The organism is Geovibrio sp. ADMFC3 (assembly GCF_054687035.1).
On sequence record NZ_BAAFZG010000002.1, the window covers coordinates 1350208 to 1373949 of the forward strand.

The window sequence follows — 23742 nt, forward strand, 5'->3', positions numbered from 1 at the left end:
AGTCTGTGCCAATTCACTGTTTAAAGGGGTTTTGATCAAAAAGATCCGTAAGAATCAAGGGTTTGATTGTGATCCGGCTAAAGTTTTTGTTCCATCAGCCGATATACGATCAGGAACTTTATTCCTGATCCTGACAGCAAAATTTGCCATCTATGGAAATTTTTACATATAGACCGGAGCAGGCTTTAAAAGCATTCTCAGGAGCTATTCTTTTCCTGCAAGAAATTCAGCGGCGATTTCAGCACCCCTGCGTGAAGGGTTGAGCCCGCTGAACAGTAAACCGACATTCTCCACATCAGCTTTCACTTTAGCGTAAGAGCTAAATATTTTCTCAGTGTAATCAATAATTTTGCTCGGAGTTGCATCATCCTGAACAGCTTCAGGAACTATAGCCCTGCCTGCAATAAGATTCGGCAGCCCTATAAATTTTGTCTTAATAAGCATTCTGCCCAGAAAAGCTGTAAACCTGCCGACTTTGTAAAGAATAACCATCGGTGTCCCGCTGACGGCTGTTTCAAGACTCGCAGTACCGGAGCATACCCATACAAGGTCAGTGTGCTTCATTATATCCGCCGTCAGTGTGGCTACCTTATAGCCTCTTTTCTTTAAAATACCGGAGAGGAGTTCCTCGCTGACCGATTCCGCTTTTGAAACTATAAACTGGTATTTATCCTTCAGAGAATCCGCAGCAGTAAGCATTAAAGGAAGGAGTGTCTCCACTTCTCTCCGCCTGCTGCCGGGGAGTATACCTATTGTTTTTTTATCTGGATCAAGCCCCGCAGCCCTGAAAAACTTTTCCCTGCTTTCGTAACTGTATTTAAGATGATCTACAACGGGGTTGCCTATGAAATGAGCGTTTATTCCCTCTTTTCTGAATATATCCTCCTCAAACGGAAGGATGCAGAGAAGAAGATCAACGCATCTTTTTATAACCTTGACTCTCTTGTAGTTCCACGCCCAAACCTGCGGAGCTATAAGATAGATAACAGGGATACCGGACTTTTCAAGCTTTTCTGCAAACCGGAGATTAAATCCCGGATAATCCACTAACACGACTGCGTCGGGCTTAATCTCTTTTATTTTTTCCAGAAGAACATCACGGACCTTAAAGAAGAAGGGGAGCTTTTTGATTACACCATCAAACCCTATTACGCTTAAATCATTGATATCGTAGTATTGTTCCTGACCTAGCGAACGGAGGCGGGCTCCGCCTGTGCCGTATGATTTGATATCATAAAAACCGGAGAGTTCTTTGATGAAGTTTGCCGCATGAGTATCGCCGGACTGTTCTCCGGCGATGATAAACAGTTTCTTACTTTTCAACATATGGTGTCAGAAATACCAGAAGTTCTTTTCTTGTACTTCTCTTCTGAGTCCCTTTAAAAAGATGCCCGAGTACAGGAAGCTTGCTGAGTCCCGGAACTCCCTGAATGTAATTAATTTCCTCATCTTCGTAAAGACCGCCTATTACAGTGGTTTCCCCGTTAGCGAGAAGCACTTTTGTTTCCGCCTTTTTCTCATCAGCGGTAGCAGTTGTTGCCGTTATTTCGCCGAGTGTACTTTTTTCCACAAGAATATCAAGGAAAACCATGTCGTTTGATGTGATGTGCGGTTTAACGGTGAGGATTATACCCGTGTCAATCTCCTCCGTGCTGGTGTCGTCACCGGAGGGGACTATCAGCGCCTTGCTTCCGCTTTTTATTGTTGCTTCCATATTGTCCAGAGTGGTAACCCTGGGGCTGGAAATTGTTTTAGCTTTATTCTGGCTCTCAAGGGCGCTTAATGCAAGATCAAGCCCGAAAGTTCCGGTACGGTTCATAATCCCCAGAGCGAAAGTCCCCACAGCTTCTGTTGCGGGTATATTAACCATATATCCGCTTGAATCGCCGCCTACGTTTACTGTATTAGGGAAATGAACCTTTGTTGTGTCTTTTACTGTTGCCCCCCACTGAACACCGAAATTAAGGCTGTTCAGATCGGAAACTTCAACAATTCTTGCCTCGATTGTCACCTGAGGGGTACGCTTATCCACAGTTTTCATAAGTCTTTTAACTTCTGTTATAACCTCGCCTGTGTCACGCACCACAAAGCTGTTTGTTCTGGCCTCCACCTCAACGCTGCCCCTTTTGGAAAGCACTGATTTGAGTATACCTGTGAGCTGGGACGCATCAGAGAAGTTAACAGGGACAATTTCCGTTTTAAGGGGCGCAAGCTCTTTTGCCTGTTCGGCGGCACGGAGTTTGGCGGCTTCGGCGTTCTGTCTTTCCTCATATTTCTGGCTTGAGGTAATCCACACTATGCCGTTTTCCTCGATCCTTGTGAGGTTTCTGTCACGAAGTATAAGCCTGAGGGCAGTTTCATAATCAACCTCTTTAAGATAAAGGGTGACTTTGCCTGCAACCTCTTCCCCGAAAATTACGTTTTTTGCTCTGCCGAAATATATCAGTCGGATCGCTTCACGCAGATCCATATCCTTCATATTGAGCGTTACCAGATCCTCCGGTTTCGGTTTATCTGCCGTTTCAGCAGAGGCGGACGCCTCCGGTTCTGAAAGGGACATATCAGCTCTGGCAAATTCCTCAAAGCTTGCACTTACCAGTATGCCGTCCTGAGTTTCATCAACCCTTGCAAAGATATCTTTTTCCGGTGTGAAGACAATAACCGGTTTGCCGTCTATTTTAAGCACTTCCACATTTCTGAACGGAAGCCTTGCGAAACTGAACCTGTTCTGCACAGTGCCGAGCATCTTAACATCGGGGTCAAACTCAAGGTGCAGAGCATTATTGACTACTTTTTTCGTGTAGTTCACTCTGCCTATTACCCTGATGATTATGCTCTGAACATTTTTATAGCTGAGGGCATCAATGGCGGCTATGTACCTGCTGTCTGCGGGAACAGCACCCATTTCGCTGGCAACTGTCAGCTTGTCACCGTCCTGCCCAGCGAAAAGAGGCATACGGGAGGAAACTCTCATAAGAAAACGTACTTTCTTGGGCGGATAGTATTCACCGACCCTTATATCCGACACGATCCCCTGAGAAGAGTATCTTTTTTTATTCAGTGAGCTTGTGACATCAAACAGATCCACATACATAGTGCTGTCATCAAGATAGCCGTAGTCATACTTTGTTATGCCGTCAAGCCCGAATTCAAGTTTGAGCATCGAAGCATCGGAAAGGTTCCTGAAACTGCGCACAGTTGAAGCAAGCCCGGCTTTTTCCGGAGCAACTGCGCTCACATCCATTCCGTATTTTTCAAGAGCCGCAGTCTGCTCGCTGTAAACACGGAAAGTAAGACTAAGCATATTCTTATCCTGAGAGTAGTCATAGTCCACATTATCAGTGAGAAGAATCTCTATCTGGCTTGCATCCTTACCGGGAAGAAACGCCAGTCCCTCCACAACCTCATCAGAGAAGTTGTATTTAAGAACCTCTTCATTCATGGAAGTACCGGGGGCAAAGATCACAAGTTTGTAAGGGCTTTTGGAATACAAAACCCTGAACGTGGTTTCCTCGGCGGAACGCAGGCTCATGGCATATTCACCGTCGCCCAGATCAACTATCCTGATTCCGGAAAGCAGGTTGCCCTTAACGGAAGCTTCCTCCACAGGCTGTTTCCCCGCACAGGAAAGCACGGCAAAAAGCGTCAGTATCAATACTAAAATTCTGTATCTGCTCATGAGGTTTTCTCCTTTGAGGAATCTGCTTTAAGATGGTCGAGCTTTATATCCTTGATTTCGGTTTTAGTGTTTCCGAATATATCTTTGCTTGTATCACGCACTTTTATAAAATCCTGCCCTATGAATATAATTGTGCTTCGGTTGGCACTGAAAATATCGCCTGTTTTAAGGTAAAAGCTTTCATCCGCCACAGCAAGAACGGCAATATTACCTATCTCTCCGGTGAGGATACCCACAAGCTTGAATTCATCAAATTCAGGTATAAGTATCGGGTTGAGGGTTTCGGCTTCCGCTTCCTGCGCCTGTCTGTATTCATCAACAACACTGGTGAAAGGGTCCTTTGAAAAGGTGTATTCAGGCGCCACATAAACAGTGCTGAAAAGCTCAATAAGCTCACCTTTCTGTTTTTCGAGCCTCTCAAAATTCACTTCAAGGGGCTTGGCAGGTTTAACCTCCGCCCTGTTTTTCATAAGCTCTTCACGGTCAATATCAGTACAGCCCAGAAGAACAACGGAAGCTAAAAGAAAAATAAGCTTTTTCATTACCTAGCCCCCTTCTTCGCTGCTTTGACAGGTTTGGTTTTTGCTGCGGAATCAGCAGAACCGCCTGAATTAAACCTATATGAGTTAAGGCTTGCCGTTACATCCAGCACCTTTTCTCCGGTTTTGCTTTTTAAAACTTTTATCTGCATATCCTGAAGATTAATTATTTTGTTGAGGTAATTTATGTCATAAAGAAAACGCACAAAATTCTGGTATTGAGTTTCCATACGCACATTGAAATTAACGCTTGAGTGAAAGCCGTCGATTTTTTTCTCTCCGCCGGGCTGGAAGAGTGTAACCTTAACACCGTCCTTTTCGGCAAGCCCGACAGCCTCATCATAGAGCAGATAATAGCCCTTTTCATCCGGCAGAACCTTCAGAACTATCTGAAACTGTTCCTCCATCATGGCAAGCTGTTTTTTGAAATCATCATGCGCCAGAGCATAGGGCTGAACATCGTTAATTTTATATACAAGGTCATCATATTCCTTTTCCAGCCTCTCCATTTTTTCCTGAAGCGGCATCAGAAACAGGTAATAATATCCACCGATTATAACGGCTATGACTGCAATTTCTATCATCAGCCTGAAGCGGAACGGAATGGAGGCAAATTTTTTCAGCATTAGTCCAACCTCACGCCGGCAGTAATAATAAAGTTATTTATTTCGACTGTTTCTTCATCTTTTTTGTCTGCTTTTTCAAGATCGATAGTGGAAAACATCTTGGTTTCGTACAGGTTCATAACAAACCTGTTCACTGATGAAACACGCAGTGAGGAACAGTTGAGAACTATCCTGTTTGTTTCAAAACTTATACTGCTTGTCCATACATCTTCCGGCAGAGATTTTTCAACATTGGTAAGTATTTTATAATAGCCCTTCTGCCCTTCCTTGAGCTTGCGGACTATCTCAATTTTTTTCTGTATATCATCCATCTGAGAGCGGAATCTCTCGACTTCCTGTTTAACCTTCTGAAGTTTGCGGAGTTCGGTCTGTTTTTTGTTAACCTGTTCTTCAAGGTAGGAGATCTTAGCGTTAACAGTCATGTTAAACAGCATTATGCCTGCAAAAACGGCTGCAATAGCCAGAACAAATGCGCTTAACTCGATCTGAATGGGCTTAATCTTCTTTTTATGCTTCCTACCGAGCAGGTTAACCCTTATCATTTTTCCCCCGCACTCCTGAGAGCAAGCCCCGCCGCAACAGCGAAGGAGTGAAATTTTTCCTCTATAAGTTTTTTATCAGCAGAGCCGGCTATCTCCATTCTGGCAAACGGATCAAAAATTGACACATCTGTCTCAACAGCTTTTTCTATCCTTTCACGCAGACCGGGCAGAACAGCAGCACCGCCGCATATAAAGCATCTTGCCGGTTTTGACTGGCTTGCTGCATCAAACATTTCTATAGAGTTTTTGATTTCCATCGCTATCTGAGAATTAAAGGAGTCCACAGTATCTTTGAGGTTTTCATCAGATTCTATTGCTCCGGTGTTTTTCACCATCCTTTCCGCTTCGTTATAGGTTATGGAAAGGGACTGGCTCACCATTTCACAGAGGTTTCGGCCGCCTTTGAGAACTTCTCTTGAAAATTCATAATTTCCGTTTCGGGTGATCGTGATAACAGTAGTTGAGTGACCTATGTTAACAAGAACCGCCGTTTCGTCGTCTGTTTCATAATTTTCGGTGAATGCGTTCATCATAGCGAAAACTTCAAGATCAACCACCAGAGGTCTGAGTTTAGCTGCCTCAAGAACCGACTTGAAATCAACAATCAGATCTTTTCTGGCAACAGCAAGTACAAGGTCGGTCTCACCCTTTGCTTCATCAATCTCAACTGTTTCATAATCTATGCTCACATCTTCTATATCCATCTGGATATACTGCTCCGCCTCCCACATAAAGGTTTCACGAAGCTCATCCTGATCTGTTATAGGAACGGAGAGTCTTTTGGCAATAACCGCACTGCCCTTAAGCCCTGCTGCTACATTTCTGGAAGAGAATTTCCCTGATTTATAGGCTTCTGAAACGGCTCCGGCGACTTCGCCGTAGTCCATAATTGCGCCTTCGACTATGACATCGGGTGTAAGAGCTACCTCAACGGCGCTTTTAACCACATATCCTTTTTTCTTGGGCTTAAGCTCGACAATCTTCACCGAACTGCTCCCTATGTCCACACCGATAAGCTGCTGTTTTCCGCCCAACATCTATACTCCCCGATAAAGCTCAGTAAAAAAACAGGTTCTTTCTCCGGTGTGGCAGGCGGCGCCGGTCTGATTTACGATGTAAAGCAGGGTATCCCCGTCGCAGTCAAGCTTCACAGAAACAACCTTCTGGAGGTTTCCCGAAGTTTCGCCCTTTTTCCAGAGAGAATTTCTGCTTCTGGAAAAATAATGGGCGTATCCTGTTTTCTTGGTAAGCTCAAGCGCATCTTTATTAGCATAAGCAAGCATAAGCACATCTTTGCTCGCCTCATCCTGCACAACAACAGGAAGAAGCCCCGCCTGCTTTCCCCAGTCTATTTCAATCATATCACTAATCCTAAGTCAAATTTCGGCAAATTATTTCAATTCTTTAAAAGAAAATTCTCTGTGAGAACCTTCATAACATCCTGTTCTTCCTGCTTTGTAAGAACAAGTCCACGCATTTTCATGCCGTGGATGACCCTTTTCCAGTCATCCTCAGTGCGTTTTTTTTGGTAAACGATTGATGCAGTATGGCACTTGCCGCATTTCTGTTCGATAAGCGGAAAAGTCTTTCCGCCTTCAGAGCATGCGAAAATAAGGCTAGCAAATACGGGGAAGAAGCTCACCCGCAGGCATATCGACAACACGTCTGCCGCCCACCGCCGTTTCAAGTATAACACGACCTTCTCCATTTACAAATCCGATGATGCAGGCATTCCTGCCTTCGGGGAAACTTTTCAGCTTTTCAACAACATGAGAAGCATCTGAAGCTGCTACAATTATAACAGCTAATCCTTCATTAGCAACAGACAGAGGGTCAAAACCGAGAATTTCACACAAATTTCCAACATCCTGCCTTAAAGGAAGATCGTTTTCACGTATAAGAAATCCTTTGCCGGCACCTTCGGATATTTCATTCAGTACCGCAGCCACACCGCCTCTGGTTGCATCTCTGCAAAAGTGAACATCATATTCATGAAGAGACTCAAGCATTTTATTCAGCGGAGCGCAGTCGGATTCTATATTTCCCTCGAACCCAAGCTCTCCTCTTGCAAGAAGAACACTCATACCGTGGCGGGCAAGATCGGAAGTGAGGATAACGGCGTCTGCTTCCTTTATATTTTCAAAAGACGCCCAATCCTTTACAACCCTGCCTATCCCCGCAGTATTTATAAAAAGACCGTCAGCAGCGCCTTTTTCCACTACTTTCGTATCACCGCAGACAATTTTCACACCCGCTTTCTCAGCCGTTTCCGCCACAGCATCAACGACTTTTTCAAGCTTTTCCGCCTCGTAGCCTTCGGGAATAACTATACCCAGTGAAAGGTATTCCGCCTTTGCCCCGCTCACGGCGAGATCATTCACCGTGCCGCATACGGCGAGCTTGCCGATATTTCCGCCGGTAAAAAATTCGGGACGCACCACAAAACCATCTGTAGTAAAAGCGGTTCTGACGCCTGTTTCAAGATGCGCCGCATCGGGCATTTTTTCTGATGCCTCATTCCCAAGCCGGGAGATAAAAAGCTCTTTTATAAACTTATTGGTGGCACTTCCGCCGCCGCCCTCTGCAAGTCCTATTTTTTTCATTACCTGTTTCCTTGAATATTTTATATAATGAAAAGATTATTAGTTTTTGTTTTGTTTTGCAACTTTCTTGATACAAAAATAAATTTGATATGGTAGGCTACTTATAAATGAAACCTATAACTGATACCTATCCCGAAAATATAAAGCCTTCAGCAGAAGATCTTTCCGGTTGCGGGCATGCAGTTGAATTCGCAGCAGAAGCTGTCCCTGAACCTGTAATCATACTTAACCATGAAAGACGTCTGGTGTCATTTAATTCTGCCGCAGTCAATGTTTTCGGGCAGCAGAATGATTTCTCTGGCAGGCTGCCCGGAGAGCTTTTGGGCTGCTCCCATGCGGTTTCGTCGCACGATCAGTGCGGAACAACAGAGTTCTGCAAACACTGCGGAGCTAACAAAGCATTTCAAGAAAGCCTGAATGAAGTCAAAGCAGCCAGAGAATGCAGTATCCTCAAGACAGACGGTGAAGTGATGGAGCTAAGAGTCACATCAACTCCCATGAAAATGGACGGTCTGCTTTATCTGTTTGTTTATATAAAAGATTTGAGTGATACAAAGCGTAAAACTATCCTTGAGCGTCTATTCTTCCATGACATAATGAACATGCTATCAGGCATAAGCAGTGTTTCGGACATCCTTGAATCTGCTGAAAGCGTGACGGAAATCAGGGAACTTTCCTCCATTATGCGTATGACTTCGGTGAGCCTCACTGATGAAATACGCTCACATAAACTTATCTTTGAGGCGGAAAACGGTGAACTGAATATCAGACCGGAGGAAATTTCGCCTCTTGAAATAATAAACGAGCTTAAAGCGCTGTACTCCGCAGGAACAGTCTGCATTGATAAAGCTATAGTGGTGGACCCTGAAAGCATTGATATCCGCTTTATCACAGATAAGACCATCCTGAAACGTGTTCTGGGCAATCTCATTAAAAACGCACTTGAAGCAGTGGGAACAGGCGGAACAGTCAAAATCGGCTCATACCCCGCTGAAAACGGAGTCGAATTCAGAGTATATAACAAAGGCTTTATCCCCAAGGATATTCAGACACGCCTTTTTCATAAAAATGTTAGCACAAAGGGAAGCGGACGAGGGCTCGGAACCCACAGCGTTAAACTGCTCAGTGAAAAATATCTCAGAGGCAGGGTAAATTTCTCTTCATCTGAGAGCATGGGAACTGTATTCCGTGTTGTTTATCCTTATGAGATCAAATAAAATATATCAGCGGTGTTTCAGGCAGGGTTTTCTCTGTTCATTTTTCAGCAGATCCGCCGATACAGTTATAGAATTAAACTCCCTGCGAGGTTGTATTTATGCGTTATTGTAAATTTTTTCTGCTTATTCTCTCAGTTTTCATAACTGTTTCCTGCGGCTCCGGCAGCAACGGAGGGGAGACAAACTTCACTGACGGCAGCATGAGATCAGTCGCCAGCTTCACCGAAGACGGAATTTCTCACACTCTGGGCACTTATGAAGAGGACGGGGACGGAATACCTATAACAAATGCGGAGCTGAATCAGAACTCACCTGATGTAATTTATCTTAACACTCATAACCTCTGGCTTGCTGTGTGGGAGGACGAAAGAAATGCAGGAACCCCCGGTAAGCAGAATGACATATACGCAAGATATATCAATGCAGACGGAAGCACCTGCGGAAGCGAAATAGTTATTTCATCCACAAACGGAATGGAAGTTGCTCCGAAAGCTGCCTTTGATGATGTCAATGATGTTGCTGTTATCACATGGCAGGACAGCAGAGGGGACAGCAACGGCGGTAAAATATATTTTAAAACCCTCACTCTCACTAATCCATCAACCTGCGCTGCTACAGTAGGCAGTGAAAAATACTTTGGGTTTACAAACAGCACAGTGGGTGACGGACTTGTTGTGAGAGAATCACCGTTTATTAAATATTATGACGAAGCATTCTATTTTGTCTGGATTGAAGAACGTCAGCAGGCACATACAGTATTGCATACGTGTACTCTCGGAGCAGGTACACTTTCCGTAGGGAATACTATTTCCAGTCATTCCTATCTTGGATTTGCACAAGTTGACACAGCAGACCTTAACAACGCTTCTCCGTTTCCATCGGAATTCATGCACACATCAAGCGCTTACAGCCCCCTTAACAGCGGTTACACAACAATGAAAGTAATAGCTGCTGAATACGGAGTTGATGAAGAGCTTATCACTGTGGAAAGGTATTCCAGTATAGAAAACCCAAGTATTGATTGTTCAAACTCAGGTTCATGCATGATTGTTTTTGAGGGTCTAAGATCTGAATATACATTTGGGTGTGAAGAGAATAGCGGAGTGGTTGAACCAATTGCGTGGGAAAACACTGATCTTGATACCACAGCAAACATATATGCTTTCAGGTTAACGGAACTCGCTGACACCAGCAGTCAGCGCAGAGTCAACGTCAGAGAAGATGAGATATCCAACCATGCTCCTTCAGTAAAGTTTGACAGTGTAACACAGCGTTATCTCATTGCATGGGAAAAACACGAAAACTCTGTGAAGCCTAAAATATTTGGTCAGTTACTCTCCTCTACAGGGAGCTATTATTCCGGCAATTTTCAGATAGGCTATGATTACGAAACTACAGAACATGCCCAGACAAGCCCAGACATTGCCTATGACAGCACCAACAGGCGTTTCCTTGTGACATGGGCAGATGCCAGAACAGGAGCAACATCCATTGAAAACATTGATGTTTACGGACAGTTTGTTAACAACTCCGGTGCCCTGAGCGGAAACAACTTTCCTCTGACTACAAACCAGTACAACCAGCAGAACCCTTCCGCTGCTTATAACCCTGCAAGCCAGAGGTTTATTACCCTTTGGGAAGACGCAAGAAACCTTAGTAAAAGTGACTGCGGTTCAGCACAGCCGTGCGGTTCAGATATATATGCCATACGCTATGCACTTGGTCAGCCCCAGATAACTCTTTATAATGAAACAGGTTCTATACTGAATCCGGCGCAGATAAATTTCGGTAACATTAATACTTCAACCACTCTTCAAAAAAGCTTCAGAATAAGAAACTCTGGAGATGATGTACTCAGACTTAAGTGCTTCAGCGCCCTTAATTCACCATTTTCTTATATTAACCTGCCCACCGTGTTGAGTGCATGTGATGATAACTATCAGGATATTAACCCCGGCACAGAACAGACATACAATGTCACATTCTCACCCACAACCAACGGAACATTCACAACAAGCTTTGAGCTGGTGTCCAACGCAGGATACAGAACCATATACCTGACAGGAACAGCACAGCAGGCAGCCATAGAAGTACCTAACCTCACAAACAATACACTTAGCTTTGCTGATACAACTATTAACACAACTTCATCAATGTCATTCAGAGTGAGAAACAGCGGACAGGTAAACTATGTTATCAATATTCAGGCGGGTTCCCCCTTTTCGGTGGATACGGCAGGAAGCCCTGCAATGCCCTATACTCTTAATGCAGGCAGTGAGGCTGTTTTCTACATTAACTTTACACCTGCCTCCACCGGAGCAATCACCAGAACCGTTACGATAACCACAGATGCCGGCATATCAACCAGCTTCAACGTAAGCGGCAGAGGCTTAGCTGCATCTGACGGAGGCGATAACGGCGGTGACAATGGTGGAGACGGAGGCACAGGCGGAGACGATGACGACGGTGAACCCAGCGGCGGATGCTCCGCAGGGGGAAGCGCCAACCTGCCCATAGCTCTTTTTGCCCTTGCAGGAATTGCTAAAGTAATGATGAGAAGAAAAGAACAGGAATAACAACAGGGCGGGGCAGAAACCCCGCCTTTATTTTATCTTTCGTATTTGTAGTATGCCGAGCATGAACCTTCGGAAGAAACCATGCAGGGACCGTAAGGATTCTGCGGTGTGCATCCGTTATCAAACATCGGACAGGCACTGGGTTTCATCTTGCCCTTAAGAACATCCCCGCATTTACAGCCTTTAAGGTCAGTGACACCTGTTTCAGCTATTCCAAACCGGGCAAGAGCGTCCACAAACTTGTATTCATCCCTGAACCGGAGACCGCTCTTAGGAATCCTGCCCAGACCTCGCCAATCTGTATCAGCCTGATAAAAAACCTCTTTCAGAAGAGCCTGCGCTTTCACATTCCCTTCGTTTTTAACCGCTCTGGTATAAAAGTTCTTAACTTCATACTCGCCTTTATTGTGCTGGCGCACCATCTCAAGTACGGATGAGAGGATATCAAGAGGCTCAAAACCTGTAACAACTGCACTTCTTTTCTTTGCCGTCACAGGCTTGTATATATCAAGCCCTGTAACTACGGAAACATGACCGGGACAGAGAAAACCGTCAATCTCCAGTGTTTCATCCGAGAGGAGAACATCCATAACCTCCGGCACTGTTTTACAGAACGGAGCTATAAAAACATTTGTCCTGCCCAGCTCCTTAGCCGTCTTAGCCAAAGCCGCCGCAGTGGGTGCTGTTGTTTCAAATCCTATACCTATAAAAACCGTGTCTTTCCCCGTTTCCTCCGCTATCTTCAGCGTATCAAGGGGTGAGAAGATAATTCGTATATCTGCACCTTCCGCACGGAGTTTCTGGAGGCTTTCGCCCCTGCTGCCGGGAACACGGATCATGTCTCCGAAAGTGACTATGGTTACATCATCACGGGAGGCGATTTCAAATATCGCATCTATCTCCCACTGCGGGGTAACGCAGACGGGGCATCCGGGACCTGAAACAAGCTCGATATTTTTCGGCAGAAGGCTGCGGAGACCAAACCTTGAAACAGCCATAGTATGACTTCCGCAGACTTCCATAAACCTGTAAGTTCTGGAAGGTTCTGCCTCATGATTTATGGCAGAGAGAAGCTTTTCAGCAAGCTCCCTGTCCCTGAAATCCTTGACAAATTTCACAGCTGTCCTTCCTCGTCCAGAAGATCGGCAAACTCTCGGAGCGCCTCAAGTGTTTTCTGCGCCTCATCAGGATCCATCTTGGCGATGGCGAATCCTGCGTGAACCATCACATAATCCCCGACAACCACCTCATCAGGCAGCATCATAAGAGATACTTCTCTGGTTGTGCCGTCTATATCAACAACGGCTTTAAAATCATCCATTTCAATAAGCTTTCCGGGAAAACCCAAACACATATATATGACTCCTGTTTATATATAAACTTCTTTTTCCTGCGTCTTGAACCGCACTGCGTATAAAAGTCCGAAAATGAACCCTCCCACATGCGCCCACCATGCAACACCGCCGCCGTCATAACCAACAGATACAGCACCGTTCATGAACTGGATAAAAAACCAGAACAGCAGGTAGAACACAGCGGGAATATCCACAAATGTTATAAAAATTATTATAATGAGCAGTGACTTAATCTTAGCATGAGGATAAAACACCAGGTAGGCGCCCATAACACCCGCAACCGCTCCGCTTGCCCCTACCATCGGGATAAGAGACTCGTAAGCGAGGAGAAACTGGCTTGCTCCAGCAAACAGACCGAAGAGGATATACATAAAAAAATATCTGGCATGCCCCAGCCTGTCCTCAACATTATCACCGAAAATGAAGAGGATGTACATATTACTGAAAATATGAAAAAAACCGCCGTGCATAAACATATGTGTGAAGAAAGGGATCACACTGTCACTCAGCAGGGATTCGTAATGGGTTACCCTCTTCGGCACAAGCCCGTATTCGTAAATAAACCAGTTAAGCTCATATCCCAAACCAAGCTGATAAACGAATACTGCGATATTAGCAAGGATTATAATCCAGTTAACAAACGGAAATGTCCTGGAGGGTACGTTATCCTTTATTGGAAAAAACAATCTGCACCTTCATCTTTAGAAATTATCGGCGTATATTACACTGCCGGAGTTTATAAAGTATAAAAAAGATTAATTTTTTTAAAGTATATTCTTAAATTTTACTTCCATTTTACTTTAAAGATACTATCATATGCTCATAATACTTTTATTAAACCATTGGAGGTAAAAGGTATGAAAATATGTTTCCCCATAGCAAAAGACAACGGACTTGAAAGTAAAGTCTACGGACACTTCGGCTCCGCACCAGCTTTTATAATTGCTGACAGCGAAACAGGCACAGTAAGCCTCCTTGACAATGCTGATCTTCAGCATGTACATGGCGCATGCAACCCTGCGATCGCTCTTGCGGGAAAAAGCATTGATGTAGTTGTGGTCGGCGGCATAGGCGCCGGGGCCATCTCAAAGCTTAACAGCCTTCGCACCAAAGTGTACCAGTCTAAGGGCGGCACTGTTAAAGACAACCTCGAAGCGTTTAACAAAGGCGCTCTCAATGAACTTGTCTCAGCATCATGCTCAACCGGGCACGATCATGACCACGGGCACGGGCACAGCTGCGGACACCACTAAGCAACCGCACCCCCTGCCTGCCTGATAAAACGACGACAGGGGGTTGTTCATTTTTTCACAAATATACCGTTGCGGCACGGGGCATTTCCTATTATCATGACCCTTTTTAAGAGGCGTTATGACAATCATAAAGAAAATCTGGTCCTACTTCAGAAAACATCTTCTTCTGCTCATCCTTGCGGTTGTTTCATCGCTCTTTGTAGCGGGAACTGACGGAGCGTCCGCATATGTTCTCAAGCATGTTCTGGATGATATTTTTATAAACCAGAATGAAAAGATGCTTACCGTCATTCCAATTGTCATATCAGTGATCTTTCTTTTCCGTGGCGTTTTCCGGTTTTTACAGCTTTTTCTTTTAAGAAAAATCGGTCTGAAAGTAGTTCAGGAAATGCGCTACAACCTCTATACAAAAATGATACGCCTGCCCATGAGCTTTTACGACAACAACAGCACAGGGGACATGATGTCCAGAATTGTCAACGACATCAACCAGATTAAATCATCAATCCCCTCTTTCATAAACGTGATGAAGGACTGCTTCTCCGTTATTTTCCTCATAGGTGTTGTATTTTATCAGGACTATGAGCTTGGTCTTTACGGACTCATTGCCATCCCCTTCATGCTGGTGCTTATCAGAAAAACCAGTAAAAAAAGCAAAAAGTACAGCACAAAAGGGCTTGAAAAAATGAGTACCCTTGCATCAGTTCTTCAGGAATCATTCTCCGGAATCAAAGTTGTGAAATCATTTGTTATGGAGAAGTTTGAGGCAGGGAAATTTGCTGATGAAAACGATAAGGAGACAACTTACCAGATAAAACGTGCCAGAGTTTCCGCCATAGGCTCACCGCTTATGGACATTATCTCCGGTCTTGCGCTTGCGGTAATAATTTACTACGGCGGATACAAGGTAATCACCGGAGAGTCAACACCCGGTACTTTCTTCTCTTTCATTGCGGCGTTTGCGATGATGTTTGAGCCTTTTAAAAAAATTAATCAGGAAAACTACACCATACAGAACTCAATAACTGCGGCGGAAAGATTCTTTCATATCATGGAAATGGATAATGAGATTCTCGACAGAAACGGCACAAAGGAATGTGACGCTGTAAACAAAGAAATTGAGTTCAAAAATGTGGTTTTCAGCTACAAAGGGCATGAGGAGAAGGTTATCAATGACTTCAGCCTCAAAGTCAGCCCCGGACAGACAGTGGCTTTCGTCGGCTCAAGCGGCGCAGGTAAAACCACTATAGCCAGTCTGATACCCAGATTCTATGATGTCACAGGCGGCAGCCTTACAGTTGGCGGAACAGATGTGAGAGAGTTTGATGTGTACTCTCTGAGGCGCAACATCGGCATAGTTTCGCAGGAGCCCTATCTGTTCAATGATACCATACGCAACAATATAGCCTACGGGGCATCGGATATTACGGATGAAGATATCAAGGCGGCAGCAGATTCCGCTTACGCCACCGATTTTATAATGAAGCTCCCCGAAGGGTTCAGCACAATGATTGGTGAAAGGGGAGACAGACTCTCCGGCGGACAGAGACAGAGGATTACAATAGCACGAGCCCTTTTGATAAATCCGCCTATCCTCATCCTTGACGAGGCTACAAGCTCACTGGACACCGAATCGGAACGAATAGTGCAGCAGGCACTGGCAAACCTCATGAAGGGAAGAACAAGCTTTGTGATCGCTCACAGGCTTTCGACCATACTCAGCGCAGATATGATTGTGGTGATGGATAAAGGAAAAATAGAATCAATCGGCAGACACGATGATCTGATAGGAAAGTCGGAAATATATACTAAGCTTTACAACATGCAGTTCAGCGAGAGCTGATTATCTGTTCAAGAAGTTCCACGAGCCTGCGGGTATTCTTACCCAGTTCGTAGCCTTCCTCCGCTCTTGCTCTGGCTGCTGCTCCAAGCTTTATGCGCATTTCGGCGTCATCAGCAAGCATGATCATCTTTTCTGCCAAGGCATCCGCGTCTCCAGCGGGAACAAGAACTCCGGCCCCGTCCAGAACCTCCTTGACACAGCCTGTGTCAAAGGAGATCACAGGCAAGCCGGCAAACATAGCCTCAATAACTGTGTTGCCGAAACCTTCGTTCAAGCTTGTAAGAACACATATATCAAGAGTAGACATGAAACCCGGAATATCCGTAACAAAGCCTGCAAACTTTACGCTTTCCTCAAGCCCCGAAAGCCTGATCTGTTTCCTTATCCTTTTTTCACGTTTTCCTGTACCTGCTATGTAAAGCTTCGCATCGGGCACTGACTGTTTAACTTTTGCAAACGCCTCAATGAGTATGTCATGCCCCTTTTCAGCCTCTAGCCTGCTTTTTATTCCGAAGATCCGTCCGTTATTTACCTTTTCTGCAAGGGGGAAATCGGCGGCGGGCTTGCTGTTGGGCACAACATGCACACGTTCAGTATCAAACCATTTTATCTCCGCCAGCTCGTCCTTCAGAAACTGGTTAGGCACAATAACCGCATCGACTATTGTTTTATGTAGAGCCCTGTCTTCAAGCTTATTTTTAATCTCCTTGAAAAGTCCCACACGGTGAACAACCGGAATGCCCGCCAGCTTTGACGCCGTGGCACCGATGTTAAGGTCTTTCGCAAGACTCACTATGGAAATATCTATGTCATTCTTTGTCAGAATTTTTGAAAGTTTATATATGGTCGGAGGGTTGTACTTCATTCCAAGACGGACTTCATAAACAGTGAAGCCTGCCGCCTCGTAAACACTTCTGTGAGCAGTGCCTTTGCGGATAATCATAATGACCTTATGACCAAGCCTCAGCAGCTCCCTGCCGTAGTCCACAGTCATTGTTTTTGCACCGGTCCATCTTTTGTTAAAGTTAATAAAAGCAATATTCATGGATTTATTTTAGCATAATCTAAGCTTTAGGAAACAAATAAATTTCAACCTCTTTAATGCTGTATTTTAAAGGCATATTCTCTTGTACGTTTGGCTTATTTCTATTATGATCGCCTTTGAAATTCATTTTTCGGAGGATGCGATGAATTATTTTCAGGAATCTTGCAAATATATGCCCGGCGGTGTCAACAGCCCAGTGAGAGCCTTCGGCTCCGTAGGCGGAGAGCCTGTTTTTGTGGACAGAGCAAAGGGCTCAAAAATATATGACGTAAACGGAAAAGAATACATAGACTACGTCTGCTCATGGGGTCCTATGATACTGGGACACACTGATGAGGACGTTCTTAAAGCAATAAAAGACGCAGCAGAAAAAGGAGCAAGCTTCGGTGCGCCAACTGTAAATGAGCTTAACATGGCAAAACTCATCACAGAGATGGTTCCATCCATAGAAATGGTGCGTCTAGTAAGCTCCGGAACCGAAGCTCTGATGAGTGCGATCCGTGTTGCAAGGGCTTATACAAAAAGAGATACCATTGTTAAGTTTGAAGGCTGCTACCACGGTCACTCAGACAGCCTCCTTGTAAAAGCGGGAAGCGGTCTGCTCACCTTCAACCAGCCCTCAAGCCCCGGTGTACCCGAAGATTTCGCAAAGCACACACTCATAGCCCAGTACAATGATATAGACAGCGTAAAAGCGCTTTTTAAAGAGAATAAAGACAAAATCGCCTGCGTGCTTGTTGAACCCGCTGCAGGAAACATGGGACTTGTTCTTCCCGAAAAAGGATTCCTTGAAAGCCTTAAAAACCTTTGCTCTGAAGAAGGCGCACTTCTTCTTTTTGACGAAGTAATAACAGGCTTCCGCATGAGTGCAGGCGGAGCGCAGAAATATTACAATGTTCAGCCTGACATTACCACTCTTGGCAAAATTATCGGCGGCGGTCTCCCTGTCGGAGCATACGGCGCAAGGAAAGAGATCATGGAAATGATCTCACCAGTCGGCGCTGTATATCAGGCAGGCACACTCTCCGGCAACCCTCTGGCAACTGCTGCGGGACTTGCTACACTGAAAAAACTCAATCAGCCCGGCTTTTATGAGGCTCTTAAAGCAAAGTCAGATATTCTCTGGAACGGATTCGGCGAAAACTGCAAAAAACTCGGTCTCAAATACGCCTTCAACAGTGTGGAATCCCTCGGATGCATGTTCTTTACAGACGGCGAGGTTAAGTCCTTTGCACAGGCAGTAAAGTCAGACACCAAAAAATACGCTTCCTTCTTCCACGCAATGCTGAAGAGAGGTGTAAACCTTGCTCCTGCGCAGTTTGAGTGCATGTTTGTTTCTGCCGCCCACACAGACGAGGATCTGGCAAAAACAATCGCAGCCCATTACGACAGCTTGAAAGAAATAGGCTGACAGTAATAAAATTTATGTGGGGAAGCCGTTACGGTTTCCCCTTTTTCATAATTTCTTGAGAAAAAACATACGTTGTGATACTGTCCCTTCCTCACGGAGATAAGATGAACAGCGAAGAAAAAGAAAAAACTGAATCAAAACTCAAAAAAGCCGACAAACTAATGCACGCAAGCTCAATAGGGATGTCGTTCGCATTCAGCATAGTGATCGGAACGGGTATGGGCTGGTGGCTTGACAAGTTTTTCGGAACAAAACCTGTACTTACCTTTATTTTTATGCTGTTCGGAATAGCCGCAGGATTTAAAAACATGATCTATTTTATGAAAAAAGCCGGCGTTTTTGATGAAGATAACAAATAAAATCATCATTCTTTCGTTGATCTTTTTTGTTATCTTGTATACAGTATGCACGATCTTTTTTAATAAAAGTTTCACGGCTGGGGTTTTGTGCGGTTACTTAATTGCCGGACTAAACTTCTTCATGCTTTCACGGAAGATAAAAAATGCCTTTGAAGGTAAGATCTTCAGTGCCCTTGCCTTTAATACTCAAATAAGGCTTCTGGGTACCGGAGCCGCAGTCTGGGCAGCTTATGAATATCTTCATGTCAGCATGATAGGCATACTAGTAGGGATCTCTGTTGTACCCCTGTGTATCCTTCCGGTCGCCATTCATCACTACCGCTCCGAAAATGATGATACATCAGACGGATGCGGAGGGTCGGCTTGACTTTCACCTGACCTAAAAAGTTTTAAATTGTTTTTACGGAGAACTTGAAGATGGAACACCCGCTTAATATTTCCATGCTTTTTCCCGCGGAAATCGGACACACATACTGGCATGTCATGATGACTTTCCTTGTTATGGTGTTTACCCTTTTCCTCGGAAGCATAGCCTCCAGACAGGGCAGCGAAGTCCCCGGCAGAACGCAGGGCGTATTTGAAATGGCTGTTGGCGCAGTCTACAACATGGGCGTAGATCTCATGGGAGAAGAAGGCAAACCTTATATACCTCTTATTTTCGGTATAGGTGTTTATGTACTCTTCTCAAACTGGATGGGACTTATACCCGGTTTTCTTGCGCCCACATCAAACCTGAACTCCACCATTGCTCCCGCACTGGTTGTTTTCTTTACTTATCAGGCAATAGGAATTAAAAAACACGGCTTCCACTACATCAAACACTTCCTCGGACCCGTGGCTTTTCTTGCCCCCCTTATGTTTATAATCGAAGTCATAGGCCACCTCGCAAGACCTATGTCGCTCTCCATGAGGCTTTTCGGTAACGTTTTCGGTGAGGAGCTTGTTATTGTTATTCTTTTCATGCTCGTTCCCTTCCTCATACCGCTCCCCATGGTTATGCTCGGCATGTTCACCGGCGCTCTTCAGGCGTATGTGTTCATGATGCTCTCTATGATCTATATCAGTGGTGCACTTGAAGAAGCACACTAAAAGATAAACTAATATCAGGAGGACTTAAATGTCTAAAGCAGCAAAAATTCTTTTCAACGTAGCAGCAATCATGGCTGTATTTTCAGTAAGCGCATTCGCAGCAGAAGGCGGCGAAACTTACAAATGGGCACACTACATAGCAGCAGGCTTCGGCATGGGTATCGCTGCTCTCGGTACAGGTATGGGACAGGGTAACGCTATCAGAGGCGCAGTTGAAGGTATCTCCAGAAACCCCAGCGCATCCGGTAAAATCTCCACTACTATGATCATCGGTCTTGCACTTATCGAGTCAATCGCAATCTACGCACTCGTAGTTGCACTTATCCTTCTTCTTGTTGTTTAATAACAGGCACTAATAAAAGGGCAGGGGCTCCTCAAAAGGATTCCCTGCCCTTCTTTCACCATAACGGAGGCTTAAATGTGGCAGAAAGTCAAAAACTTCAGCCGTAAAGACCCTCTCATCTTCGTACTTGTCATTATTGTTATTGTTGTGGGAGCCACGTATGGCGGTCTTGAGGCTATGCACATGACAGGTAAAGATACGTTCTGTAAAATTTGTCACGCAGAACAGAGAGTAGGCGTACGGGGCGAACACTACACCTGGGACAAAAACATCCACAGCAAGGCGGACGTAAGCTGTCTTGACTGTCACGGTGATCCCGGTATACTCGGTTATCTTGACGCTCACGTCATAGCGGGTACAAAAAGTCTTTTATATGAGATATTCGTTTCAGAAGAAAAAATTCAGGAACTTCTTACCCACGCAGCTACTGACCCTGTTGCAGCTGAACACGCAGCACCCGATGCGGCATGTCTTTTCTGCCACTCAGATGATGTAAATCAGCAGCTCCGCAGGGAGAAGCTTATCTCTGTCGGAATCCACTTCAGGAATCTCGACGAAGTTAAAAACCCCACTTACAGAACAGAATACGGTCTTGCCAGCATAACAGGTGAGCCTGTAACAAAAGGTGTTGAACCGAATCACGCTGCCCATATTCAGGCAGGTCTTCTCTGCACCAACTGTCACCTGGGAGTGGCGCACGGCGGCGAGCTTTATAACAAACCTAAAATGCAGACATGCTTCGACTGCCATGACAATGTAAGAGAACAAGTGCAGACAGTTCCCGCAAATGAGGACTGCGCTGCTTGCCATACAATGCAGAAAGGTCTTCAGGAAGGCACTTATGTAAAAGGTGTGGACGAAATGAGATGGTACATGGCTGACCTTGAGTGCGGTGATTGCCATGACTCGGCTTTTGATCGTCCCAACACTGACAAATGCGTTATGTGCCATGATGAGTCCTATGCGGATATAATGACAGACACTCAGGCGGCTTTTGCTGAAAGACTTGAAGAAGTTAAAGCGAAATATGCACAGCTTTTCAATGAAAGAGAAGATATGCCCATGGGCAAACGCGCTCTTTTCAATGAGTATGCACGCATTATCAGAATAGCCGAGATGGACGGCTCAAAAGGCGTCCACAACCCTGACTACCTTGACGCACTCTTCACAAGAGCTATTGAGCTTACCGAAGCCATAGATACTTGGACAGAGCCAGTTGCAGAAGAAACCGCAGAACCTATGGTTCAGCAGGCTGCTGCAGTCGAGGAAACCCCCGCAGAACCCGCTTTTGCAGGAAACCCTGAAGAGCTTATGGAAATTGCTTCTGCTATGGAGATAATCAACATAGCTGAAAAGTATGTCCCTGAGCCTACAAAACCCGCAGTAAACTTTGAACATCTTGTCCATGCTCAGAAAATGGCATGCACAGAATGCCATTCAGAGCCTGAATCAGGTACTCTGAAGTTTGAACCGGGCGAAGTAAAAGGTATGAAAAACGCTTTCCACGAAAAGCTCTGCATCGACTGCCACACAAAACAGCGTGTGAAAAAGTCCTGTAACACATGCCATAAGTAATCTAAAAAACAGACAAAAATATAAGGCGGCTCCCTGAATAAGGAAGCCGCCTTTTTTTATTTGATTTCTGCTGGATTAAGGGAAAAACTACAGTCCTGCAAAAAGAGGAGCAGCGGCGAGTATGGCAAAACCTGCAACAATAAGCCAGAATGGACTAAAAGACATAATGCTGATGCTGACCACTCCGAAGTAGATAAGAAGCCCCAGAACACCTAAAAAAGTTCCGAGAAGCCATGTAATAAATTTCGGTGCAGTAAGTTTCATTGTGTACCCCACAAGTTTAATTATATAAGATATTATTCGGCAAAGACTATATTTTCAACCTTTTTCATGCTTAACAAATCTTTTACTCATTTTGGACTAAACGATAAAAATTATCCTTTGTATTTTTTAAAAATTGAACTATATTAATCTCTATGCATAATCGTTGCGAAATAGCACGATTTATATTGTATCATTGGGAAAAAGGACAAGGAGGATAAAATGCCCGATTTTGGAAATCCTTTCAGCGGTTTGAAAAGTGATCGCAAACTTACTGATCAGGAGCTTGTCAGAGCAATCCGCTTTATGGTAGCGGCAGAGTACGAGGCTATCCAGCTTTATCAGCAGCTTGCCGAATCAACAGACAACAAGCTGGCTCAGGCGGTTCTTATGGATATAGCCGATGAGGAAAAAGTGCATGCAGGAGAGTTTCTCCGTCTGCTTAAGGAGCTTGATCCTCAGGAAGAAGATTTTTACCAGCAGGGATATAAAGAAGTTGAAGACGAATTTCTTTCCGGAGCAGCTCCGGAAGGAGCAGAACCTGCGTCCGGCACTAGCGGCGGGCTGGGAATAGGCAGCCTGAAAAAGAAATAATTTAAGGAGGTAAGTATGAATCTGCTTAGAAAAAATTTTGCACCCATCAGCTCTGCTGCATGGAAAGAGATAAATACACTCGCAAAAGAAACACTCTCCGCCAACCTTTCAGCAAGAAAATTTGCTGATGTTGAAGGTCCTTACGGCATTGACTATACATCAGTAAGTGTTGGACGTCTCGCTCTGCCTGCTAAACAGAAATCAGGTGAAGTATGCTTCGGCGTGCATAAAGTTCTCCCCCTTGTTGAAACAAGAGTCAACTTCTCACTTGATATCTGGGAACTTGACAATATAGACAGAGGCGCAAAAGACCTTGAGCTTGAACCTCTCACCGAAGCAGCAAGAAAGCTTGCAGCATTCGAGGAAAACGCTGTATTTAACGGATTTAAAGACAGCGGTATTGTGGGTTTAAACCAGCTCACAGCCAAGTCAAAAATTGCCATGACTCTTGATAAAGACAGCATTGTGGACGCAGTGAGCGAAGCTCAGACACGCATGATGAAAGAAGGTATAACAGGCGGCGCAAACCTTGTGGTTAACCCTGCATTGTGGAAATATCTCGCCCGCCTGTTCCCCGGCGGCACACTGGGTGACCTTGTGAAAGAACAGATTAAAGGTTCTGTAATATACTCCGAAGCTGTTGACGGGGCACTGCTTGTCGCAGACAGAGAAGGAGATCTCGAACTCACAATTGGTCAGGATTTTGCAGTGGGATACCACAACCATGACTCAGAAAAGGTGCATCTGTTCCTTACTGAATCATTCACTTTCAGAGTAATCACACCGGAAGCCGTAGTCGGTTTTTCTGTAAAATAAGTTTAAAGGGGAGCGG

At 44.8% G+C, this 23742-nt stretch carries 25 protein-coding genes and 1 pseudogene; 12 read left to right on the forward strand and 14 right to left on the reverse strand.

The features are described from left to right. Window positions 1–204: 204 nt before the first annotated feature. Genes lpxB through hypE form a run of 9 tightly spaced genes read right to left on the reverse strand, consistent with a single transcriptional unit; the run spans window position 205 to window position 7989 of the window. Window positions 205–1326, reverse strand: a complete 1122-nt coding sequence (gene lpxB, locus ACYRYY_RS06740) for a lipid-A-disaccharide synthase (RefSeq protein ID WP_460214844.1) — start codon at window positions 1324–1326, stop codon at window positions 205–207. Beyond that, window positions 1313–3679, reverse strand: a complete 2367-nt coding sequence (locus ACYRYY_RS06745) for a type IV pilus secretin PilQ (protein WP_460214845.1) — start codon at window positions 3677–3679, stop codon at window positions 1313–1315. Before ACYRYY_RS06745 ends, lpxB begins: the two co-directional genes overlap by 14 nt. Further along, complete coding sequence (locus ACYRYY_RS06750) at window positions 3676–4221, reverse strand: pilus assembly protein PilP (RefSeq protein ID WP_460214846.1); 546 nt, start codon at window positions 4219–4221, stop codon at window positions 3676–3678. The genes ACYRYY_RS06745 and ACYRYY_RS06750 overlap by 4 nt, the downstream gene beginning before the upstream one ends. After that, window positions 4221–4844 (reverse strand): type IV pilus inner membrane component PilO, encoded by a 624-nt coding sequence (locus ACYRYY_RS06755; protein ID WP_460214847.1) that lies wholly within the window; start codon window positions 4842–4844, stop codon window positions 4221–4223. The genes ACYRYY_RS06750 and ACYRYY_RS06755 overlap by 1 nt, the downstream gene beginning before the upstream one ends. Continuing rightward, on the reverse strand, window positions 4844–5386 hold the full coding sequence (locus tag ACYRYY_RS06760) for a PilN domain-containing protein (RefSeq protein ID WP_460214848.1): 543 nt from the start codon (window positions 5384–5386) through the stop codon (window positions 4844–4846). The genes ACYRYY_RS06755 and ACYRYY_RS06760 overlap by 1 nt, the downstream gene beginning before the upstream one ends. Then, window positions 5383–6423, reverse strand: coding sequence for a type IV pilus assembly protein PilM (gene pilM, locus ACYRYY_RS06765; RefSeq protein ID WP_460214849.1), 1041 nt, complete (start codon window positions 6421–6423; stop codon window positions 5383–5385). Before pilM ends, ACYRYY_RS06760 begins: the two co-directional genes overlap by 4 nt. After that, window positions 6424–6747 (reverse strand): phosphoribosyl-AMP cyclohydrolase, encoded by a 324-nt coding sequence (hisI, locus tag ACYRYY_RS06770; RefSeq protein ID WP_460214850.1) that lies wholly within the window; start codon window positions 6745–6747, stop codon window positions 6424–6426. Between the two features lie 35 nt (window positions 6748–6782). After that, entirely contained in the window at window positions 6783–7049 is a 267-nt protein-coding gene (locus tag ACYRYY_RS06775) for a hypothetical protein (protein ID WP_460214851.1), read from the reverse strand. After that, window positions 7003–7989 carry a hydrogenase expression/formation protein HypE gene (gene hypE, locus ACYRYY_RS06780; protein WP_460214852.1) on the reverse strand — a complete coding sequence of 329 codons (987 nt, stop codon included), beginning with the start codon at window positions 7987–7989 and terminating at the stop codon, window positions 7003–7005. Before hypE ends, ACYRYY_RS06775 begins: the two co-directional genes overlap by 47 nt. 107 nt (window positions 7990–8096) lie before the next feature. Between hypE and ACYRYY_RS06785 the strand changes: the two genes are divergently transcribed. Together ACYRYY_RS06785 and ACYRYY_RS06790 are read left to right on the forward strand one after the other, a co-directional pair. Further along, window positions 8097–9206: an ATP-binding protein gene (locus tag ACYRYY_RS06785; protein ID WP_460214853.1), complete on the forward strand. Its 1110-nt coding sequence runs from the start codon at window positions 8097–8099 to the stop codon at window positions 9204–9206. A gap of 98 nt (window positions 9207–9304) precedes the next feature. Further along, entirely contained in the window at window positions 9305–11782 is a 2478-nt protein-coding gene (locus ACYRYY_RS06790) for a choice-of-anchor D domain-containing protein (protein ID WP_460214854.1), read from the forward strand. Window positions 11783–11814: 32 nt separating this feature from the next. Here the strand turns inward: ACYRYY_RS06790 and hypD are convergent, their stop codons facing one another. The 3 genes from hypD to ACYRYY_RS06805 are packed head-to-tail and all read right to left on the reverse strand — an operon-like array spanning window position 11815 to window position 13823. Further along, window positions 11815–12900, reverse strand: a complete 1086-nt coding sequence (hypD, locus tag ACYRYY_RS06795; protein WP_460214855.1) for a hydrogenase formation protein HypD — start codon at window positions 12898–12900, stop codon at window positions 11815–11817. Then, window positions 12897–13136 carry a HypC/HybG/HupF family hydrogenase formation chaperone gene (locus ACYRYY_RS06800; RefSeq protein ID WP_460214856.1) on the reverse strand — a complete coding sequence of 80 codons (240 nt, stop codon included), beginning with the start codon at window positions 13134–13136 and terminating at the stop codon, window positions 12897–12899. The genes hypD and ACYRYY_RS06800 overlap by 4 nt, the downstream gene beginning before the upstream one ends. 15 nt (window positions 13137–13151) lie before the next feature. Continuing rightward, entirely contained in the window at window positions 13152–13823 is a 672-nt protein-coding gene (locus tag ACYRYY_RS06805) for a rhomboid family intramembrane serine protease (protein ID WP_460214857.1), read from the reverse strand. Between the two features lie 171 nt (window positions 13824–13994). On the opposite strand from ACYRYY_RS06805, the gene ACYRYY_RS06810 reads away from it, so the two are divergent. Continuing rightward, on the forward strand, window positions 13995–14390 hold the full coding sequence (locus ACYRYY_RS06810; protein WP_460214858.1) for a NifB/NifX family molybdenum-iron cluster-binding protein: 396 nt from the start codon (window positions 13995–13997) through the stop codon (window positions 14388–14390). A 118-nt stretch (window positions 14391–14508) separates the two neighbouring features. Beyond that, window positions 14509–16233 carry an ABC transporter ATP-binding protein gene (locus ACYRYY_RS06815; RefSeq protein ID WP_460214859.1) on the forward strand — a complete coding sequence of 575 codons (1725 nt, stop codon included), beginning with the start codon at window positions 14509–14511 and terminating at the stop codon, window positions 16231–16233. Here ACYRYY_RS06815 and ACYRYY_RS06820 read toward each other — a convergent pair. After that, window positions 16220–17278 carry a glycosyltransferase family 4 protein gene (locus ACYRYY_RS06820; protein WP_460214860.1) on the reverse strand — a complete coding sequence of 353 codons (1059 nt, stop codon included), beginning with the start codon at window positions 17276–17278 and terminating at the stop codon, window positions 16220–16222. The two genes, ACYRYY_RS06815 and ACYRYY_RS06820, sit on opposite strands and share 14 nt — an antisense overlap. A gap of 142 nt (window positions 17279–17420) precedes the next feature. On the opposite strand from ACYRYY_RS06820, the gene hemL reads away from it, so the two are divergent. The 6 genes from hemL (at window position 17421) to ACYRYY_RS06850 (ending at window position 22055) form a co-directional block, all read left to right on the forward strand. Continuing rightward, the gene (hemL, locus tag ACYRYY_RS06825; RefSeq protein ID WP_460214861.1) at window positions 17421–18689 is read left to right on the forward strand and encodes a glutamate-1-semialdehyde 2,1-aminomutase; all 1269 of its coding nucleotides are present in this window, start codon (window positions 17421–17423) and stop codon (window positions 18687–18689) included. 104 nt (window positions 18690–18793) lie between these two features. Next, the gene (locus ACYRYY_RS06830; protein WP_460214862.1) at window positions 18794–19048 is read left to right on the forward strand and encodes an AtpZ/AtpI family protein; all 255 of its coding nucleotides are present in this window, start codon (window positions 18794–18796) and stop codon (window positions 19046–19048) included. After that, the gene (locus ACYRYY_RS06835; protein WP_460214863.1) at window positions 19032–19415 is read left to right on the forward strand and encodes an ATP synthase subunit I; all 384 of its coding nucleotides are present in this window, start codon (window positions 19032–19034) and stop codon (window positions 19413–19415) included. The genes ACYRYY_RS06830 and ACYRYY_RS06835 overlap by 17 nt, the downstream gene beginning before the upstream one ends. A 50-nt stretch (window positions 19416–19465) precedes the next feature. Continuing rightward, on the forward strand, window positions 19466–20137 hold the full coding sequence (gene atpB / locus ACYRYY_RS06840; protein WP_460214864.1) for a F0F1 ATP synthase subunit A: 672 nt from the start codon (window positions 19466–19468) through the stop codon (window positions 20135–20137). A gap of 28 nt (window positions 20138–20165) precedes the next feature. After that, entirely contained in the window at window positions 20166–20480 is a 315-nt protein-coding gene (gene atpE / locus ACYRYY_RS06845; protein WP_128465646.1) for an ATP synthase F0 subunit C, read from the forward strand. A gap of 75 nt (window positions 20481–20555) precedes the next feature. Continuing rightward, on the forward strand, window positions 20556–22055 hold the full coding sequence (locus tag ACYRYY_RS06850; RefSeq protein WP_460214865.1) for a cytochrome c3 family protein: 1500 nt from the start codon (window positions 20556–20558) through the stop codon (window positions 22053–22055). 87 nt (window positions 22056–22142) lie between these two features. On the opposite strand, the gene ACYRYY_RS06855 is transcribed toward ACYRYY_RS06850, so the two are convergent. Then, complete coding sequence (locus tag ACYRYY_RS06855; protein ID WP_460214866.1) at window positions 22143–22319, reverse strand: hypothetical protein; 177 nt, start codon at window positions 22317–22319, stop codon at window positions 22143–22145. 219 nt (window positions 22320–22538) lie between these two features. On the opposite strand from ACYRYY_RS06855, the pseudogene ACYRYY_RS06860 reads away from it, so the two are divergent. Next, window positions 22539–22820: pseudogene (locus ACYRYY_RS06860) on the forward strand (ferritin family protein); the annotation flags it as partial. 105 nt (window positions 22821–22925) lie between these two features. After that, window positions 22926–23726 carry a family 1 encapsulin nanocompartment shell protein gene (locus tag ACYRYY_RS06865; protein ID WP_460214867.1) on the forward strand — a complete coding sequence of 267 codons (801 nt, stop codon included), beginning with the start codon at window positions 22926–22928 and terminating at the stop codon, window positions 23724–23726. Window positions 23727–23742 lie beyond the last annotated feature (16 nt).

Coding starts and splice junctions, on each gene's coding strand:
- lpxB (WP_460214844.1), bottom strand. CDS start 1,326: ATGTTGAAAAGTAAGAAACTGTTTATCATCGCCGGAGAACAGTCCGGC.
- ACYRYY_RS06745 (WP_460214845.1), bottom strand. CDS start 3,679: ATGAGCAGATACAGAATTTTAGTATTGATACTGACGCTTTTTGCCGTG.
- ACYRYY_RS06750 (WP_460214846.1), bottom strand. CDS start 4,221: ATGAAAAAGCTTATTTTTCTTTTAGCTTCCGTTGTTCTTCTGGGCTGT.
- ACYRYY_RS06755 (WP_460214847.1), bottom strand. CDS start 4,844: ATGCTGAAAAAATTTGCCTCCATTCCGTTCCGCTTCAGGCTGATGATA.
- ACYRYY_RS06760 (WP_460214848.1), bottom strand. CDS start 5,386: ATGATAAGGGTTAACCTGCTCGGTAGGAAGCATAAAAAGAAGATTAAG.
- pilM (WP_460214849.1), bottom strand. CDS start 6,423: ATGTTGGGCGGAAAACAGCAGCTTATCGGTGTGGACATAGGGAGCAGT.
- hisI (WP_460214850.1), bottom strand. CDS start 6,747: ATGATTGAAATAGACTGGGGAAAGCAGGCGGGGCTTCTTCCTGTTGTT.
- hypE (WP_460214852.1), bottom strand. CDS start 7,989: ATGAAAAAAATAGGACTTGCAGAGGGCGGCGGCGGAAGTGCCACCAAT.
- ACYRYY_RS06785 (WP_460214853.1), top strand. CDS start 8,097: ATGAAACCTATAACTGATACCTATCCCGAAAATATAAAGCCTTCAGCA.
- ACYRYY_RS06790 (WP_460214854.1), top strand. CDS start 9,305: ATGCGTTATTGTAAATTTTTTCTGCTTATTCTCTCAGTTTTCATAACT.
- ACYRYY_RS06800 (WP_460214856.1), bottom strand. CDS start 13,136: ATGTGTTTGGGTTTTCCCGGAAAGCTTATTGAAATGGATGATTTTAAA.
- ACYRYY_RS06810 (WP_460214858.1), top strand. CDS start 13,995: ATGAAAATATGTTTCCCCATAGCAAAAGACAACGGACTTGAAAGTAAA.
- ACYRYY_RS06815 (WP_460214859.1), top strand. CDS start 14,509: ATGACAATCATAAAGAAAATCTGGTCCTACTTCAGAAAACATCTTCTT.
- ACYRYY_RS06820 (WP_460214860.1), bottom strand. CDS start 17,278: ATGAATATTGCTTTTATTAACTTTAACAAAAGATGGACCGGTGCAAAA.
- hemL (WP_460214861.1), top strand. CDS start 17,421: ATGAATTATTTTCAGGAATCTTGCAAATATATGCCCGGCGGTGTCAAC.
- ACYRYY_RS06830 (WP_460214862.1), top strand. CDS start 18,794: ATGAACAGCGAAGAAAAAGAAAAAACTGAATCAAAACTCAAAAAAGCC.
- ACYRYY_RS06835 (WP_460214863.1), top strand. CDS start 19,032: ATGAAGATAACAAATAAAATCATCATTCTTTCGTTGATCTTTTTTGTT.
- atpB (WP_460214864.1), top strand. CDS start 19,466: ATGGAACACCCGCTTAATATTTCCATGCTTTTTCCCGCGGAAATCGGA.
- atpE (WP_128465646.1), top strand. CDS start 20,166: ATGTCTAAAGCAGCAAAAATTCTTTTCAACGTAGCAGCAATCATGGCT.
- ACYRYY_RS06850 (WP_460214865.1), top strand. CDS start 20,556: ATGTGGCAGAAAGTCAAAAACTTCAGCCGTAAAGACCCTCTCATCTTC.
- ACYRYY_RS06855 (WP_460214866.1), bottom strand. CDS start 22,319: ATGAAACTTACTGCACCGAAATTTATTACATGGCTTCTCGGAACTTTT.
- ACYRYY_RS06865 (WP_460214867.1), top strand. CDS start 22,926: ATGAATCTGCTTAGAAAAAATTTTGCACCCATCAGCTCTGCTGCATGG.